We start from the raw sequence: 17,385 nt of genomic DNA on the forward strand, positions 1-17,385 counted from the left end.
GCTATATGGCTATTAGATAACTGACAACAAATCTATCTTCGGATATTAAAACGTTATGGGTTCTGCATGCTGCACCGGTTGTCATAAATTCAAAATTTAAACCTTTTTGTTCCATAAGATAGGACTTCACTGAAGAACTTGGTATATTGCGTGTTTTACCAGTACCTATTATCAAAATTTCTATTTCCTCTGTTAAAAAAGATTTAAAATGTTCCTTGCTATTTATATCACTTTCTTTCAATTTAATCACCTTTTCAGGAAAAACTATAATTGAGCCGCAATATTCTCTATTATTCACCAAAAATTTTCCTTCCCTGTAACCATTTATAAGATTTTTATTCTCGGAAATTAAGGGCATAAAGTCAAACTATTAATTGAGTGTCACATACCCACCATTCTGGTTGCTTTTCTCTGATATTAACTGCAGCAGCTTTTGCATTTTCCTCACTATCGAATATTCCAAAGCATGATACACCACTGCCTGACATGCGAGAAAGTATAGAGCCTTCTTGTGACTCAAGTGTTGATATCACATCCTGAATTTCAGGTACAAGGCTTATTGCTATTTCTTGAAGATCGTTTCTCGTCTCTTTAAGAAACTTCAACAAATCCTTTTCAGCGTCATCGCTCCATTTAATTGGCTCAGAAAATTCTCCTTCATGTTTGGAAAATACCTCTAGTGTGCTCAAAAACTTTTTTTTCGGCTTCACCAGTACTATATTTGTGGGTAGAGAGAATTTTTTTATGGGACACAACTCTTCACCAATACCTCTAACAAAAACTGGCTTGCTATCTATACTCGCAGGAACATCAGCACCAACGCTTAAAGCTATTTCATTTAAAATCGTCCTATCAATCTTCCACAGCTTCCCTAGTATGCGTACCACAGCTCCAGCATCTGAGGAGCCACTGCCCAAACCCGCAGCAATTGGTATATTTTTCACAACCTTTACAATGACTTTAGTTCGCGCAGGAGCATATCTAAGCAATAGATTAACTGCTCTCATTACGGTGTTGTACCTGTTATTAATTCTAAGTTCGGAATTTACAAATTCAACTGTAGAGTTATCGTATCTAGAATCCTTCTCACCTACTTTTATTTCCAAAAAATTAGAGAGATTAGCAAAGACAAATAAACCTTCAATCAAGTGATACCCTGTTTCTTTTTTGTCTACAACATGCAAAAAAAGATTGATTTTTGCAGGCGCCTTTACACAAAAACTTTTCATTATATATCTTCACTAAGATTATTTTTACATTATATGTATAATGCTATTTTAGTCAACTTCTATAAGGTTTTCGCACTTCTGATGAGATCAAATGCCATAAATCCCAATTTCTCTGTATGGGTAAATGCGTCCGCTGGTACAGGCAAAACAAAAATCTTAATAGACAGAGTATTGAGACTTTTATTAGAAAACAAAAGAAATATTCTCTGCTTAACGTTCACCAACGCTGCAGCAAACGAGATGGAGAATCGCATTCACAGCATACTCAGTAAGTGGGCAATATGCTCAGAAAGTGAATTAATAATGGATCTGGAACAACTAGACCTATTGCAAATCAGAAAAAAAGAAACCTGGATCCCAGTGTCAGCTACTTGGATGACAGGGGATGACGCAGAAATAACGGAGAATGATGCTGAGGTGATAGCACCACATAATCACGATTTAAGTGAAAATCCAGTAGCTCACCCTTCGACGTCATCCCAGCACCCCTATTTGTCATCCCAGCACCCCTACTTGTCATCCCAGTGCGTGACACTGGGATCCAGAAAAAATAAAGATTATTTAACAAGAGCAAGAAGGCTTTTCTCTGAATTGGAAAATCTTGGTCTAACTATACAAACCATACACGCTTTCTGTTACAAACTAATTTCCAACTTTCCCATAGAAGCTGGCATCGCCCCAAATTGTACGCTGAGTGAATGTAAAGAATTACATTCCATCATATTCAATAAAGTGCTTCATAACGAAACTGTGCAGGATGATATCAATCTTATTGCGGCTGAATTTGATGAAAATAAGCTACGCGATTTGCTTTATACTTTATGTATAAAAAGATCGATATCAGAAAATGATTCAGAATATATCAAAGATAAACTCAGTGCTCCAGATGAAATTCATGACTTACAGAGTGAAACGACTGAGCACATAAAAAGATTAGCCGAGATATTAAGTGAAGGCAGTAAAAGAGATCAGAGTTATAGTGAAATACTTTATTCTACTGTCATCCCAGTGCTTGACACTGGGATCCAGAAGAAAAGAAGTGTAGATTCCAGCGTCACGCGCTGGAATGACACCAAAATAGAAAACCTAGCCAAGGTATTTCTCAAATCAGAATCGCACGAAAAAAAGAGCATATCATCCATTGCAACAAAAAGTACTTTGGAAAAATTTAGAGATGCAGAGCAAATAATAGAGAGCGTTCAGAATGTAGTGTTTACTCATATAAAAGACATGAACTCTTATCAAGTATTCAAGAGAACCAGTAGCTTACTTGGTATATTTAAAGTATATGTTGATCTATACAGTAGCGAAAAATCAAAAAACGCACTGCTTGACTACAATGATATAATTGGCTTAGCAACAAATCTTCTCAGCAATCCAAACTACAAAGATTGGATATTGTTTAACTTGGATCAAAAAATAGATCACATCCTTGTTGACGAGGCACAAGACAATAGCATCAGCCAATGGAAAATTATAACAAATCTCTGCGATGAATTTTTTGCCGGTAATGATGAAAAGCGAACCTTATTTGTAGTTGGTGACGTAAAACAATCCATATACAGATTTCAAGGAGCAAATCCCCATCTATTCAACTACATGCAACAATACTTTCATACGAAAACTGGTGGCAGAGATTGGATATCATGCCAACTTGAAAAGTCATTTCGTTCAACTCCAGAAGTTTTAATGCTTGTAGATAGAATATTTAATAACTTCCGCGCAGAAATATCTTTTGTTGATAATGAAATAAAACATGTTCCACATAGAGAGAATGACCAAGGATATATTGAAGTTTGGCCAGCGTTACCAAAGTATAAAGAGAAAGAACAGCGAGCTTTACAAATTCCTCTGACATGCAGGGAAAATTATATAATAACAGATCGATTACTTGCTCAAACAATAGCCAACAGAATTCACAATTGGTTAAACGAAGGGCGGATTTTAGTCGCTAAAGATCGCCATATAGAGCCAAGGGACATTGTGATTCTGGTACGGCAACGAAACGTGTTAGTTGATTACATAATAAGCGAACTTAAAAAAGCAAACGTGCCAGTTGTAGGCCGAGATTATTTTAGAATTATGGACTATATAGCCGTGCAGGACTTAATAGCTTTGGCCGAATTTTTACTCCTCCAGGCAAATGATTTAGCTCTTGCAAATGCTTTAAAATCACCGTTATTCAATTTTACCGAGGATGATTTATTTAACATTGCATATGACCGTAAAGAGCATTCACTATGGGAAAGAATTCTCGATTATTCTGTGGTTATCTATAGTGAATTAAACTATCTCATTAACTTATCTCGCATAGAGTCTCCTCTTGCACTATTTACACATATATTGCGTACAGGTAAGAAGAAATTTGCTGCAAGGCTAGGTCTTGAGTGCTTCGAGGTTCTAGACGAATTTATGAACCTTGTGTTGCAATTTGAAAACCCATCTCTTCAAGCGTTTGTTCAGTGGATCAAGGAGAATAACCCGGAGATTAAGAATGATATGCAATCAGAACGCAATGCTGTGCGAATAATGACAATTCACAAATCAAAAGGTCTGCAAGCTCCCATAGTATTTTTGGTTGATACAAACACAGTGCCAAGAAACAGTGAAAGCATTATCTTTGATGGAACGGAAGTGCCATTTTGGTGTGGAAAAAACAATAACGCTTATTGTGATCAAGTAAAAAGAGAGAAAAAACTAGAGGATTATAACGAATATTTGCGTTTATTATACGTAGCACTCACACGTGCTGAAGATGAGTTATACATCTTAAGTAAAGAGCCAGTGCAAAAGGGCTCTTGGTATGATCTAATCACTCAGTATGGAGAACCATATGAAAAGAAACAAGCATACTTACAGCCAATATTTAAAGAAAAAGTTGAAGTGCTATGTGTGAACGCAAACTACCCTTACATTTATAAAAAACGTGATTATTTTGACGTTCCAGTCATTTCCCTTCCGCCAAACCTATCAATGTCATTCCAGCGCCCTCTTTCGTCATTCCAACATCCTTCCTTGTCATCCCAGCGTCCTCCCCTGTCATCCCAGTGCTTGACACTGGGATCCAGTAAAAAAGAAGGAAAATCAGCATCAGCTACTTGGATGACAGATGGTTATACAAGAGGCTTAATAATCCACAGCATATTACAATATATGCCCAAGATAGAAAAAGAAAGGAGAAAAAACTGGGTCAGAAAATATCTTGACAATATAAACACCAGTGAAGATAAGGATGAAATTTACAGTAAAATATTGGCCTTTAATGAAAAATATGGCTATTTGTTTGACTTAGAAGGCAAATCAGAGATTACACTGAGTGGAATAATCGATGGCGAACCAGTATTAGTACGACTAGATAGGCTATGCATAACGCAAGATAAAGCGATCATAATTGACTACAAATCACACCGTAACGTTTCTGTTTCCTTATTAAATGAAATAAAAAAGCAAATGCTGACCTATAAAACCTTAGTACAAGAAATATATCCAAACAAGCAAGTAGAGTGTGTGGTTATTTGGGTGGAAGATTTAACCATTCAATCTGACCTTTAACGAAACTTGATTACAAGAAATAGCTACTACGTCATACCCCGCGGTATCTCTTAGCATAGATCCCTTACTTAACCGTCATACCGCGATTCATTCGCGGTATCTCTAGATCCCGCTAACAAGTAGCGGGATGACGAATTAATTAACTGTCATGCCGCCGCGAACCGTCATGCCACCACTCCTTTCTCGTCATGCCACCACGAACCGTCATACCGCGATTCATTCGCGGTATCTCATCAGCTAACAAGCAGCGGGATGACGAGGCTTATCGTCATGCCGCCGCGAACCGTCATACCGCCACTCCTTTCTCGTCATGCCACCACGAACCGTCATACCGCGATTCATTCGCGGTATCTCATCAGCTAACAAGCAGCGGGATGACAGCAGTCCTACGTCATACCGCTGCGGATAGATCCCGCTAACAAGTAGCGGGATGACGAATTACTTAACTGTCATACCACCGCAAACCGTCATACCGCGATTCATTCGCGGTATCTCATCCGCTAACACGTAGCGGAATGACGAATTACTTAACCGTTATCCTGCTGCTCCTTTCTCGTCATCCCGCTACTCCTTTCCCGTCATACCGCTACTCCTTTCTCGTCATACCGCTACGTGTTAGCGGGATCTCAGCATAGCTATCTTAAAGCTAAGTAATATAAGTCAACCCAGCTAGGATTCTTTTGATTGATCAAATTAATTTTCCACTGCCTTGGCCATTCTTTCAGGCGCCTTTCTCTTGCAATAGCTAAACTTATATCTTCAAACTCTTCAAAATATACAAGTTTATTTACATTATATCTTGATGTAAAACCTGAAACAATTTTGTTTTTGTGTTCCCAAATCCTCTTGATCAAATTTGCAGTTACACCAATATATAATGTGCTATTAGCTTTATTTGTAAGTATATAGATATATGATAACTTCATCTTAATCGTTTATAGCTAAAGTAACTGAGGTTTACCAACATTATACTACACCATCGTGCCACAATAAAACTTACCGTCATCCCGCCGCGCCGCTAACACGTAGCGGGATGACGAGCTTATCGTCATGCCGCCGCGAACCGTCATCCCGCCACGGTATCTCTTAGCCGCTAACACGTAGCGGAATGACGATTGTCGGTAAATCTAAGTTACTGTAGCTATAAAAGCTTTCACAACAACCTATTTTCCTTGAAACTAAAATAGCTACTGAATGTAATAATAATGTGGTCTATTAATTCTATTCCTATACTTTGGTAAGCTTCTGCTAGTTGCCTAGTGAGAGATATATCGCTATTTGAAGGTTGTGTATCTCCGCTTGGATGATTGTGAGATATTACAATGGATGTTGAACCAATCAAAAGTGCGCGCTTGATGATCTCTCTGACATAAAGAGGAGTTTGATCTACTGTACCAACGTTTTGCAGGTCTTCCGCTATTAGACGATACTTTTTATTCATATAGATGACGCGAAAATTTTCCTTATTGAGGCTTCCTATGCTTATTCTTAAATAATCAAGCAATTTTTCCCAGTTATCGATTATAGGCAGGTCTTTTATTTCTTCTCTTGCAGAACGAACAAAGGCTTGTTTCACACAAAAGATGGCAGATATTGCTGCATTGCTGACACCATCAACATTTTGCAGTGCTTCCAGGTCAGCATTAAAAACTTTATTCAAACTGCCAAAATTTTCTATCAAACTCTTTGCTATCGGCTTTACATCAATTCTACTGTATGCTGAATATAAAATGTGCTCTAAAACTTCATAATCAAGTAATGATTGTCCATTATCTAAAATAATTTTCTCTCTTAGGCGCTTTCTATGCCCCTTTTCGTAATTTTTCATCATTAGTGAATTGCTTATCTCTTGTATAATAAGAAGTTAGATTTTTAAGTAAAATATTTAATAAAGCGCATGACGCACAATTGTAAGAACATTCATTTTTAAAGACAGTAAATTGTGTCATCAAAGTAGCTGACGCGAGCTCTACGTCATACCGCAATTCATTCGCGGTATCTCTTAGCATAGATCCCGCTAACAAGCAGCGGGATGACGAAGTTATCGTCATGCCACCGCGAACCGTCATATCGCCGCAGACCGTCATACCGCCGCGGTATCTCTTAGCATAGATCCCGCTAACACGTAGCGGGATGACGAAGTTATCGTCATGCCACCGCGAACCGTCATATCGCCGCAGACCGTCATACCGCCGCGGTATCTCTTAGCATAGATCCCGCTAACAAGCAGCGGGATGACGAAGTTATCGTCATGCCACTGCGAACCGTCATATCGCCGCAGACCGTCATACCGCCGCGGTATCTCTTAGCATAGATCCCGCTAACACGTAGCGGGATGACGAATTACTATCTACACCGTCATACCGCCGCGGTATCTCTTAGCCGCTAACACGTAGCGGGATACTTAACCGTCATACCGCGATTCATTCGCGGTATCTCAGCCGCTAACAAGAGATCCCGCTAACACGTAGCGGGATGACGGTTGTCGTTTAGCCATAAATATTTAAGAAATTTACCAAACGAAAAAAAAGGCAAAAGAAGCCCTAGTCATTGTCTACTTTCAGTATTGGCGTTTTTTAAGTCTTAAACACTGCAATTTAGCTGCTTTTAAATGCAACTCACCTTTGTTTAAATGTTTAAGAAATTTACTAAGCAGAAAAAAAGGCAAAAGAAACCCCGTGTTAGCTAGTTGTCACTCTCTAATCCTGCAAATTGGCGTACTATACTGTCTTAAACGACTTATAAGCGCGTTTCAGCTTATATAGGTAAAAACCCAGAAATGTTGTGAAGACATAAGGTGCACATAGTGCAAAAAATTAAAAATAAGACGCCAACTACGTTGTTTTCTTGCTGTTTAATCTGCACAGATGAAGATAACTGAATACCTTCACTATCATAATAAGGGGGCTGGCGGAGTTTGTCAAGCAAGTTTTATGCAAGAGATCTATTGAAATGCCCCTGTAAAATTATACTATTAATTAGTGCACTGTAAATTTAAAATTATAGATATGTTAAGCAGATTGGTAATTTTGCTATTAGTTTTTATACTTCCTTTTTCTTCATACTCATACCAGTTTAGAACCAAAGCAAAGCAAGCAGTAGTCTTAGATTTAGCTTCAGATTCATTCATTTTTGACCATAATTCTGATGAAAAAATGGCCCCATCTTCAATGAGCAAGCTAATGACTTTATATATAGCCTTCGATTATCTAAAAGCTGGAATAATACACATGGAGGATAAATTTCGAGTAAGCAGAAAAGCGTGGGAAAGAAAAGGCTCTTCTATGTTTTTGAAAGAAGGTCAATCCGTTACGGTGAGGGAATTACTCGAAGGAATTACAATAGTCTCAGGTAATGATGCCTGCATAACACTAGCCGAGGGTATTGCAGGATCAGAAGAGAATTTTGTGGCTGAAATGAATGAGGTTGCACAAAATTTGAACCTGAATGACAGTCATTTTGTCAACTCAAGCGGGTGGCCAGATGGAGATCATTTTATGAGCGCAAAAGACTTGGTAATGCTGGCAAAAAGGATTTTCACTGATTTTCCTGAATATTACGATTTATTTTCTGAACAATATTTGACATATAACGAAATTGCACAAAAGAATAAAAATCTTCTACTTTTTCACGACATTGGGGTTGACGGTTTAAAAACCGGTTATACAAATGCTGGTGGTTATGGCATTGTAGCATCTGCAAAACGAAATGATAGGAGAATTTTTGCTGTCATAAATGGTTTAAACACTGAGAAAGAGCGAATAGAAGAAGCAAAAAGACTGATACAATACTCCTTAAAACATTTTAATACTAAGAAAATATTTGCTAAAGACAGTGTAGTTGAGGAAGTAAATGTTCTCTATGGAAAAGATAAAAAAGTGCCTATTACAGTTGCAAACGATGTTACCATAACTTACAACCGCAAATTGCATGACCAAATTAAGGTGCGTATTGAATATAAAGATATGATACCTGCACCCATTAAAAAAGGTCAAGAAGTGGGCAAAGTTTTTGTAGAAATACCAGGTGTTGAGCAACAAACTACGCCTCTTTATGCAGCAAATGACGTACAGGAATTAAATTTCGTAGAAAAGTTTTTTAGAATGTTATTTTAAGTTTAATATATTGGCTTTCAAAGCAATTTCGAAAGAGAGATCTATTGCACTTTAGTGTAGTTTTAACTAACAATTTCTGTTACAATACAAGATTGAAATGTTACGAAAATGTGCTGGTTATATTTGTTGCTGTCTAGTATCCTAGAGATACTGTGGGCTGTAACGTTAAAGTTTAGTAACAGTTTTACTAAAGTTGTGCCTTCGATTGCAACATTGGTAATTATGATCATTAGCATTTACTTTTTATCTCTTGCAGCATGCTTTCTACCTATTAGAGTATGCTATGCAGTTTCCTCTGGAATATGCACAATTGGAATAACTATAATTGGTGCAACCGCTTTCACAGAGAATATTAATTTATCTCAAGTTTTATGTATCATTTTAATTGTAATAGGAACCATAGGGCTAAAGCTCTCTATTTAAACCTAAAAATTTATGCATGAATTGGATATATTTACTCTTATCGTCACTAATTGAAGTGTTCTGGGTCATAACACTTAAGCATAGTTGTGGATTTACTCATCTCGTACCATCAATAATTAGCATACTCTCCATGGCTCTTAGTACGTATTTACTTTCGCTCGCTATACGTTCTATACCTATCGGAGTATGCTATGCAATTTGGACTGGAGTAGGTGCTATAGGAGCTTCGATACTTGGAGTTTACCTATTTAATGAACCAGTTAATTTATTCGAAGTAATATGCTTTATTTTAGTTACATTCGGGATTATAGGATTAAAATTGTTTGATACTGCAAAACAAACTGTTGATAAAATGGAATAAGAGATCCCACAATTGGAATTATATTAAGGAAATACTTCCTGCACATTCCCATTTACGTTTTGCGCTTCTTTCGTTTCATCCATTTTAGTACTAGGTTCTAACATTCTAACTGTAGTATAAGCTACCGCTAATGCTGCTGCTACAACTGTAACTACTGCTCCTATTACAGGATATAGCCCAGCTGTAATTGTTCCAATTGCAAAAAGTGTTATCGTTATAGCAGTACCAAACAATATTGTTAAACTGAAAGCAACAAGAGATATTTTACCCTGTTGGTCATGTCGTTTCATTCTTTCTTCAGATAAAAGAAAATTCACATGCCGAACTATATAATGATTTTTGTCAAAATCGCTCGGAATTTTATTATCATTATTCTTTGACAAAAGATCTGCTCTTTTGCCTATTAAAGTCTCAATTACCTCTTTGCAACCACGTCGAGCAGCCATATGTAAGGGAGTGCATTTATCTTTATCTACTGCATTAACCTTTGCTCCTGCTCCTATTAGAGCTTTTGCTGTCTCTTCATTCTTGGCATTATGCAAGGGAGTGCGTTTATCTTTATCTAATGCGTTAACATTTGCTCCCGCTCCTATTAGAGTTTTTACTGTCTCTGCATCTTCAGCAAAATGTAAAGGAGTACATCCATATTTATCTGCTGCATTAACATTTGCTCTTGCTTCTACTAGAATTTTTACTATCTCTTTACGGCAAAATTGAGTAGCTATATGCAAGGGAGTGCGTTTATCTTCATCTGCTGCATTAACATTTGCTCCTGCTCCTATTAGAGTTTTTACTGTTTCTTTACAACCATATTGAATAGCCAAATGTAAGGAAGTGCGTCCATCTCTATCTATTGCATCAACATTTGCTCCTTGCTTCTATTAGAGTTTTTACTATCTCTATGCGACCTTTTTTAGCAGCCAAATGTAAAGGAGTATTCCTATATTTATCTACCGCTTTGACATCTCCTTCTCCTTCTATTAGAGTTTTTACTATCTCTATGTAACCTTTTTCAGTAGCCAAATGTAAAGGAGTATACCCATCTTTACTTATTGCATTAACATCTATATCTTCTCTTTTCAATAGGAGATTTACTACTTCTGTTTGACCATTTTCACAAGCCAAATGCAAAGGAGTACATTCATGATTATCTTTTTCATTAACATCTGCTCCGTTGTCTATTAGAGCTCTTATTGTTTTAGTGCAGCCACGGCGAGCAGCCTTACATAAAGGAGTGTCTCCATATCCATTTTTTGCATTAGCATTGATTCCTTCTACTCCCAATAGAGCATTCACCACATTTTCTAAATTATTGTGGATAGCTAAATGCAATAATCCATATTCTACTGCAAATAAGTGGTTTACACCAAAACCAGCTCCTTCCCACTCTTTATATTCATCTGAATATTGTGATAATTTCTCTTTTATCTTCCCAATTACGTTATCTTTACTTAAATTTTTGTCAGCATCAATTGCACTTAGCATTCTTTCCCACTGCTCGTGTTCAATTGTCATAACTTTACTCCTACTTTAACAATATTTTAATTATCATATATTATGACAAGAAAGTTAACCCTACCTAATTTTGCTTAGTAAGCACACTAACTATGAAACAATCTATATTACCATCAAAAACAGAATTTATATTACCCACTTCATGTCCAGTTCTTAAATCCTTCACCATTTGATATGGATGCATAACGTACGATCTGATCTGATTGCCCCAGCCTATATCGCATTTTTTACCATATTCTTCAGCCATCTTTTGTTCTTTTTTTTCCAGTTCAATTTGGTACAAACGTCCTTTAAGTAATTTTAACGCCTCATCCTTATTTCTGTGTTGAGAACGACCATTTTGGCATTGAACTACAACACCAGTTGGAATATGCGTAATGCGTACCGCACTTTCAGTCTTGTTCACGTGCTGACCGCCTGCTCCGGAAGCACGGTAGGTGTCGATCTTTAGATCCTTTTCATCCACAGCAATATCAATTGAATCTTCTATCACTGGAGTTACTCCTACACTTGCAAAACTGGTATGACGTTTACCATTTGCATCAAACGGCGATATTCTAACCAGCCTGTGAATTCCACTTTCACTTTTTGCCCACCCATAAGCTTTTTCTCCAACGATTTTTATCATTGCAGACTTTATACCAACCGACTCTCCTTCTAATTTTTCTACAACTTCAACTTTAAAGTTGTGATAAATTTCTGCCCATCTTACATACATGCGCATCAGCATTTCAGCCCAATCATTGCTCTCTGTTCCACCAGCTCCTGAGTGGATTTCTAAAAAGCAGTTATTGTTATCTGCTTCACCAGTAAATAAGGATTCTGTCTCTTTAAGTTTGATTAATTTCTCTAGCTTAGCTAATTCACTTTCAACTTCAGAGAAAAATTCTTCATCATTCTCATCAATAGCAGACTTCATTAAGCTAATGGCATCGTTGTAATCGCTTTCCAACTTTAAAAACAACTCTACGTCATGCTTAATTTTAGAACGTTCTTTTAAAATTTCTTGTGCCTTTTGATTGTCTTGCCACAGATTATCATTCGACGCTTGGGAATCCAGCTCTTCAAGACGCAACTTTAATTTTTCTATGTCAAAGACACCTCCTGATAAGAGAAATACTTTTATTTAAGCCTTGAAAGTATTCGAAAATTTCTGAATAAGTTTTCATTATACTTTAGATTTTAATATATTTACTATTACTAACAATAACAGCAAACAAAATAGAAATTTAACCATATGATAGTTAATTCAAAATAATTTCATTATACTTTAATGTTTAAGGAAATCAAGTGTGTATATTTATTAAAAAATAAGGTAAAGTAATGAATATTAAAATAAGTTTTCATTATGGTTTAGACAAAAAGGCTATTGATGACTTAATAGAGTCACTTGATAACGAGGAGCTAGAAAATGTTTGTAATATTGTAAAAACGATAGATAGCGTTCAGTTAGCTTATTTTTTATCTACTTCAATCAGTGATCACAGGGAGAAATTAGTTAATATCCTCGATCAACATTTGTTAAGTGATGCCCTAGTGCATGTAGTGCCAGATTTACAAAGAGAGATCATAGAAACATTGGGAATAGAAAATACAGCAAAGTTACTAATGCTCCTTGATGTAGAAGATATAGTAACCATAGTGAAAGATTTGGATAGAAAGTCTATAGAAAACATACTTAACTACTTACCCAATGCAACTCAAAAATTAGTAGAGGAGTTGTTATCATACCCAGAAGAAAGTGCAGGAAGGTTGATACATAAAAATATGGTTATAGCTCCATATTATTGGACGATAAATCAGCTAATGGAATTCTTGCGCAACTATAAAAAAATACCAGAAAGATTTCACCAGATATTCATTATCAACTCAAAATTAGAGCCTATAGGCAGTGTTAATTTAAATAAGGTAATATCTCACTCAGGAGACACAATAATAAAAGAGATAATGGATCATGACATAAAAATCATTAAAACTGGAGTAGACCAAGAGGAAGTAGCAAGAATATTTAAAGATTACTCTCTATTATCGGCTCCGGTAGTAAATAAGAATGGTAAAATTATTGGTGTGATCTTAATTGAAGATGTGATAAAAGTTGTTCAACAAGAAACAGAAGAGGATGTACTCAAAATAAGCGGTGTATCTTCTAAAGCCGATATAAATGCCCCTATACATAAAACTATAATTAAAAGGCTACCTTGGTTACTGTTTAACCTCTTAGCTGCAACAATGTGTTCCATAGTAGTTGGCTTTTTCGATGATGTAATAAAAAGTTTTATAGTACTGCCAATAATCATGCCGATAATTGCATCAATGAGCGGAAATGCAGGATCCCAAACAGTAACGCTAACCATCCGGGCAATCGCAACAAAATATCTAACTGAGCAAAATGCAAAAAGAGTACTGATGAAAGAATTTTTAATAGGTCTTATAAACGGGGTAATTTTATCTACCATTTCACTCGTAGTATTAGCAATAAGATTTCACAATTTCAAAGTGGAGATGATTTTTGTGGTCTCCATGATTATGATGTCAATTATTGCAACGTTCATCGGAACTTTCATTCCTATAATGCTTCACCGTTTAAAGTCTGACCCTGCAGTTTCTTCTTCAATCCTAACATCGGCAACAACTGATATTCTCTCAGCTCTTATGTTTCTTGGTTTAGCTACGATCTTTTTATTAAACAGCTGATACTATCTATAGCTATACCGCGATTTATTCCATAGCTGTACGAACATTCATTTTTAAAGGTAAACTGTACAGCGAATGGTGTCATTCCAGTGCTTGACACTGGAATCTAGCCTTTTCATAATCATCAAAATGTTGTATTTTTACATAAAATGGCTACTTTTATGCTTACCAACTTAATAAAATTCCTGGATCCCAGTGTCTGGGCACTGGGATGACACCCTCCTGATAGACAATGTTCGTACATCTGTAGATTTATTCGCGGTATAGATTCTGCTAACAAGTAGCGGAATGACGGTTTTTCAAATTGTCGTAAGTCAGTTTAGCTATAATATCAAGTTTCACAACTTTACCAACTATTTCTTTCTATTAAATAAGAATAAATTACCTATACAAAAATAGATTGGCAATATTTCAAGTCTACCAAGCAGCATCAAAAACGACAAAAATAATTTTACTTCATTACTGAAAGAAGAATAGTTACCTGAAGGGCCTATTAAATTACTAAATCCCGGGCCAGAATTTGTAAGCGTTGCAGAGACTGAACTGATGCTAGTTATAAAGTCTGCATTGCTTAAGTAAGACATCACTATTGATGAAATGGTAAACGTTAACATGAAAATTGCAAAAAATATAAAGACAGAGTGAACTTCATCATTCTCCAGGGTTTTTCCGTTGAATTTTACCCTATTACCTGCACCTGGGTTTAATAAAAGGCGAAAGTGATTTCCTATAGACTTTAGAAAAATGATCAAACGAAAGATTTTGATGCCACCACTTGAAGAACCACTACATCCACCAACAAAGGTTAGAAAAAAAGCTAAGACTGAAATGAAGCTCCAATCTATATGATTACAGATTGCATAACCAGTTGACGTAATTAAAGAGGTGATGGTAAACGTGCTGTATCTAAATGATAATGACACTCCTAAATCAACATTTTGATACAACCAAAAACAAGCAAATAAAGATGAAACAATAGCTATCTTAACAAAGTAAGAGACCTGTTCATCATAGCAAATGTCTAACCGTCTTATGATTTTTAAATAGCTAAAAAAAGGCAGAGAACCCAAAATCATAAAAATGATCGTTATGACTTCTAACATAGGGTTATTGTAGTGCCCTATAGAATCATTATAGTTAGCAAATCCACCAGTTGATACAGCGGACATTCCGTGACATATTGCGTCAAATAGTGGCATGACAGCCAGATAATAGGAAAATATACATAACAAAATTAGGCCATAATATATTGCTGTAATATGAATTACTACGCTTCGCGTGTTCGGCAACTTCCTTTTTGTAGCATCTGAATATTCAGAATAAAGTAAATTATTTAGGCTGAGAATCTTAAACATAGGAAAAACTGCAATTCCTAAAGTGATTACACCAAAACCCCCCATGCCATGTAGCATTGCTCTCCATAGCAGTATTCCTGGAGATTGTTTTTCAATATCATTAAATATAGTTGCCCCTGTGGTTGTGATGCCAGATATCGTTTCAAATAATGCATCAACATAGCTCAGATTGTCAAAATAGAAAGGAATAGCTGCAAACAAAGACAAGGCAATCCAGGTGCAACTAGTAATTGCAAAAATTGCCGGCATGCCATTTAATTTACCGAGTAAAATAAAAATTACGCCAGATGTGCAGGTAATTATGAATCCAGCGAGAAAATTTTTCCATTCGTAGCTGAGACATTTATTAGTAATAGCAGGAATAAGCATTGCTAAGCTAAATAACAATAGGAATATTCCCACAATAAATACAATTGAACGTAAAGTTTGTAAACGTTGATGATTTTTCATAGAGTTATTTCCTCGCTATACAAAGCCATAAAAGCTACTCTAACGTCAAGCATTTTGTTGGCCTTTATTAACAGTTATTAACAATATACTTGACTTACTTGTAAATATATATGATAATTAAACTTTATAGAAAATAGAGGTAAAATATGACTGAATTAACTGACATACAACAAAAAATTCAAACTTCATTAATTACAGTAATCAGCGAGAACAACCTTAAAATGGTCCAGGAAATATTCAACAGTAATGAAAATGATGATATACAAGCAGCTTTGAGACACGAGGGAGCTCCGACTAGTGAAAAAGATATCATTTTATATTTTGCTATTACTCGCCTTAACGATATAGTTGAAGATAAAGAAAAATTTGAAAAAAGCGTAAAGATCATTGAACTAATTTGGCAGAAAACTAATCAAAAAATTCGTGATTCTGTGTGTGATCATGCAATAGAGAGTTTTGAAAACTCTCTAAGAGAAACTGTCCTTAGTGACATACCTGCTCTTGAAACAGTTATTCAAGAAATGGAAGAGCACAAGAGGGTAATGGATCTTAGTTCAATACTAAGAGATGCAATAAAAAGTCTTAATGTTAATCAAGTTGAAGCAGCATTAGAGAATTGTGGTGAAAATGTACAAAGTGTTTTAGATTGAATAGTATATTGGGTTGATGGAGACGTAGATGCCTTTTTAGTTTATCCTCTGGAAGTTAAATATAGTAAAGAATTGAACCAAGAAGATGTGGAAAAGATAAAAGAAATCTTTGAATTAATGTTTAATGCTGCTTCTCCACAGCTCCTTGGGTATGAGCACCGTGGAAATAACTATGTAATGAGTAAACTTGTAAAGGCACAAAAACGTTTTGCTAAAATACCTGGAGTAGGTGAGCAATGCTTTCAAGATTTGATTCAAAAATTTGAGGAAAAACTTAGTAAAGATACACTAGATAATGCCAAGGCTGATGATCAGATAGCATGGGATAAAGAGTATGCGACTCGATTTTCACAAGAAATCAATCATGATCTGTTTGAGAATGATGAACTTAATGCTTGTATAGATGACACTGATCTAGGTCAAAACCCAGTAATTAACACCGCAAACCCTGAATTAACAAATGAAGCAGATAACAAAACCCCAGAAAAGAACGATACAAACTTCTGGAGTGAACACAAAGGGAAGATTGCTCTAGGTGTTACTGGACTATGCGTAGCTGGTGCTGTTGCAGCCTATGTGCTAGCATATCCTGTAGTTGCACTGGCTTTAACAGTTTTGGCAGCAGTTATATTAATGGGTGCTGGTATTGCTAAGTTTTGTGAGAAATCAGAAAGCCCAAATACGAAAAGCTCGGACCCAGATCTTTCTCAGTGTTGCAACAAAACAAGAACTGCCTAATTAGTAATCCATTGTCATCCCAGCGCGCTGCGCTGGGGTCTGACTACGCTAGACAAAGAATATGTATCCGTTCAGGAAAGCGACAAAATAAGGTAGACAAGGTAGTATAAAAAGATAACCATAAAAGTGAGTTTACAACAAATGGTGTCATGCCAGTGCGTGACACTGGCATCCAGTTGAGCTATTTCAACAAAAATACTGCATTTGAGGTGAACTTTTTTCTCACCAGGACCATTATCTATTACACTTATTTACGAGTATAATAATTAAAGTCTGGATCCCAGTGTCACGCACTGGGATGAC

15 protein-coding genes are annotated in these 17,385 nt (G+C 36.2%); 7 read left to right on the forward strand and 8 right to left on the reverse strand.

Annotated elements, in window-relative coordinates; genetic code table 11:
• Position 1: 1 nt before the first annotated feature.
• Together ACFZP3_RS02570 and ACFZP3_RS02575 are read right to left on the reverse strand one after the other, a co-directional pair.
• A complete protein-coding gene (locus ACFZP3_RS02570; RefSeq protein ID WP_253307338.1) occupies positions 2 to 358 on the reverse strand; it encodes an Mth938-like domain-containing protein in 357 nt (118 codons plus the stop codon).
• 4 nt (positions 359 to 362) lie between these two features.
• On the reverse strand, positions 363 to 1,229 hold the full coding sequence (locus ACFZP3_RS02575; RefSeq protein WP_253307339.1) for a 4-(cytidine 5'-diphospho)-2-C-methyl-D-erythritol kinase: 867 nt from the start codon (positions 1,227 to 1,229) through the stop codon (positions 363 to 365).
• A gap of 81 nt (positions 1,230 to 1,310) precedes the next feature.
• On the opposite strand from ACFZP3_RS02575, the gene ACFZP3_RS02580 reads away from it, so the two are divergent.
• Positions 1,311 to 4,781, forward strand: a complete 3,471-nt coding sequence (locus ACFZP3_RS02580) for a UvrD-helicase domain-containing protein (protein ID WP_386087105.1) — start codon at positions 1,311 to 1,313, stop codon at positions 4,779 to 4,781.
• A 635-nt stretch (positions 4,782 to 5,416) separates the two neighbouring features.
• Here ACFZP3_RS02580 and ACFZP3_RS02585 read toward each other — a convergent pair.
• Both ACFZP3_RS02585 and radC read right to left on the reverse strand, forming a co-directional pair.
• A complete protein-coding gene (locus ACFZP3_RS02585) occupies positions 5,417 to 5,707 on the reverse strand; it encodes a GIY-YIG nuclease family protein (protein WP_007549156.1) in 291 nt (96 codons plus the stop codon).
• A gap of 227 nt (positions 5,708 to 5,934) precedes the next feature.
• Entirely contained in the window at positions 5,935 to 6,609 is a 675-nt protein-coding gene (radC, locus tag ACFZP3_RS02590) for a RadC family protein (protein ID WP_386087106.1), read from the reverse strand.
• 1,180 nt (positions 6,610 to 7,789) lie between these two features.
• Between radC and ACFZP3_RS02595 the strand changes: the two genes are divergently transcribed.
• The 3 genes from ACFZP3_RS02595 (at position 7,790) to ACFZP3_RS02605 (ending at position 9,680) form a co-directional block, all read left to right on the forward strand.
• The gene (locus ACFZP3_RS02595) at positions 7,790 to 8,896 is read left to right on the forward strand and encodes a D-alanyl-D-alanine carboxypeptidase family protein (protein ID WP_386086790.1); all 1,107 of its coding nucleotides are present in this window, start codon (positions 7,790 to 7,792) and stop codon (positions 8,894 to 8,896) included.
• A gap of 108 nt (positions 8,897 to 9,004) precedes the next feature.
• Complete coding sequence (locus tag ACFZP3_RS02600) at positions 9,005 to 9,319, forward strand: DMT family transporter (protein ID WP_064124961.1); 315 nt, start codon at positions 9,005 to 9,007, stop codon at positions 9,317 to 9,319.
• A gap of 16 nt (positions 9,320 to 9,335) precedes the next feature.
• Positions 9,336 to 9,680, forward strand: coding sequence for a DMT family transporter (locus ACFZP3_RS02605; protein WP_264732404.1), 345 nt, complete (start codon positions 9,336 to 9,338; stop codon positions 9,678 to 9,680).
• A gap of 23 nt (positions 9,681 to 9,703) precedes the next feature.
• Here the strand turns inward: ACFZP3_RS02605 and ACFZP3_RS02610 are convergent, their stop codons facing one another.
• The 3 genes from ACFZP3_RS02610 to prfB all read right to left on the reverse strand — a co-directional run bounded on the left by ACFZP3_RS02610 (position 9,704) and on the right by prfB (position 12,364).
• Positions 9,704 to 10,534, reverse strand: coding sequence for an ankyrin repeat domain-containing protein (locus ACFZP3_RS02610; RefSeq protein WP_386087107.1), 831 nt, complete (start codon positions 10,532 to 10,534; stop codon positions 9,704 to 9,706).
• A 4-nt stretch (positions 10,535 to 10,538) separates the two neighbouring features.
• Positions 10,539 to 11,195: an ankyrin repeat domain-containing protein gene (locus tag ACFZP3_RS02615; RefSeq protein ID WP_386086791.1), complete on the reverse strand. Its 657-nt coding sequence runs from the start codon at positions 11,193 to 11,195 to the stop codon at positions 10,539 to 10,541.
• Between the two features lie 64 nt (positions 11,196 to 11,259).
• A protein-coding gene (prfB, locus tag ACFZP3_RS02620; RefSeq protein WP_253308929.1) for a peptide chain release factor 2 occupies positions 11,260 to 12,364 on the reverse strand; the annotation gives its coding sequence in 2 pieces (ribosomal slippage) (positions 11,260 to 12,288 and positions 12,290 to 12,364; 1,104 coding nt in all).
• A gap of 154 nt (positions 12,365 to 12,518) precedes the next feature.
• Between prfB and mgtE the strand changes: the two genes are divergently transcribed.
• On the forward strand, positions 12,519 to 13,889 hold the full coding sequence (gene mgtE, locus ACFZP3_RS02625) for a magnesium transporter (RefSeq protein WP_386086792.1): 1,371 nt from the start codon (positions 12,519 to 12,521) through the stop codon (positions 13,887 to 13,889).
• Between the two features lie 353 nt (positions 13,890 to 14,242).
• On the opposite strand, the gene ACFZP3_RS02635 is transcribed toward mgtE, so the two are convergent.
• Complete coding sequence (locus ACFZP3_RS02635) at positions 14,243 to 15,694, reverse strand: TrkH family potassium uptake protein (protein ID WP_386086793.1); 1,452 nt, start codon at positions 15,692 to 15,694, stop codon at positions 14,243 to 14,245.
• A 146-nt stretch (positions 15,695 to 15,840) separates the two neighbouring features.
• On the opposite strand from ACFZP3_RS02635, the gene ACFZP3_RS02640 reads away from it, so the two are divergent.
• Positions 15,841 to 16,344, forward strand: a complete 504-nt coding sequence (locus tag ACFZP3_RS02640; protein WP_386086794.1) for a hypothetical protein — start codon at positions 15,841 to 15,843, stop codon at positions 16,342 to 16,344.
• Between the two features lie 72 nt (positions 16,345 to 16,416).
• Positions 16,417 to 17,082 carry a hypothetical protein gene (locus ACFZP3_RS02645; RefSeq protein ID WP_353270767.1) on the forward strand — a complete coding sequence of 222 codons (666 nt, stop codon included), beginning with the start codon at positions 16,417 to 16,419 and terminating at the stop codon, positions 17,080 to 17,082.
• Positions 17,083 to 17,385 lie beyond the last annotated feature (303 nt).

Source organism: Wolbachia endosymbiont (group A) of Norellia spinipes (assembly GCF_964273535.1).

What these genes read in the sequence shown, in the direction of transcription:
- ACFZP3_RS02570 (WP_253307338.1), bottom strand. Translation starts at nt 358, where the DNA reads ATGCCCTTAATTTCCGAGAATAAAAATCTTATAAATGGTTACAGGGAA.
- ACFZP3_RS02575 (WP_253307339.1), bottom strand. Translation starts at nt 1,229, where the DNA reads ATGAAAAGTTTTTGTGTAAAGGCGCCTGCAAAAATCAATCTTTTTTTG.
- ACFZP3_RS02580 (WP_386087105.1), top strand. Translation starts at nt 1,311, where the DNA reads ATGAGATCAAATGCCATAAATCCCAATTTCTCTGTATGGGTAAATGCG.
- ACFZP3_RS02585 (WP_007549156.1), bottom strand. Translation starts at nt 5,707, where the DNA reads ATGAAGTTATCATATATCTATATACTTACAAATAAAGCTAATAGCACA.
- radC (WP_386087106.1), bottom strand. Translation starts at nt 6,609, where the DNA reads ATGAAAAATTACGAAAAGGGGCATAGAAAGCGCCTAAGAGAGAAAATT.
- ACFZP3_RS02595 (WP_386086790.1), top strand. Translation starts at nt 7,790, where the DNA reads ATGTTAAGCAGATTGGTAATTTTGCTATTAGTTTTTATACTTCCTTTT.
- ACFZP3_RS02600 (WP_064124961.1), top strand. Translation starts at nt 9,005, where the DNA reads ATGTGCTGGTTATATTTGTTGCTGTCTAGTATCCTAGAGATACTGTGG.
- ACFZP3_RS02605 (WP_264732404.1), top strand. Translation starts at nt 9,336, where the DNA reads ATGAATTGGATATATTTACTCTTATCGTCACTAATTGAAGTGTTCTGG.
- ACFZP3_RS02615 (WP_386086791.1), bottom strand. Translation starts at nt 11,195, where the DNA reads ATGACAATTGAACACGAGCAGTGGGAAAGAATGCTAAGTGCAATTGAT.
- mgtE (WP_386086792.1), top strand. Translation starts at nt 12,519, where the DNA reads ATGAATATTAAAATAAGTTTTCATTATGGTTTAGACAAAAAGGCTATT.
- ACFZP3_RS02635 (WP_386086793.1), bottom strand. Translation starts at nt 15,694, where the DNA reads ATGAAAAATCATCAACGTTTACAAACTTTACGTTCAATTGTATTTATT.
- ACFZP3_RS02640 (WP_386086794.1), top strand. Translation starts at nt 15,841, where the DNA reads ATGACTGAATTAACTGACATACAACAAAAAATTCAAACTTCATTAATT.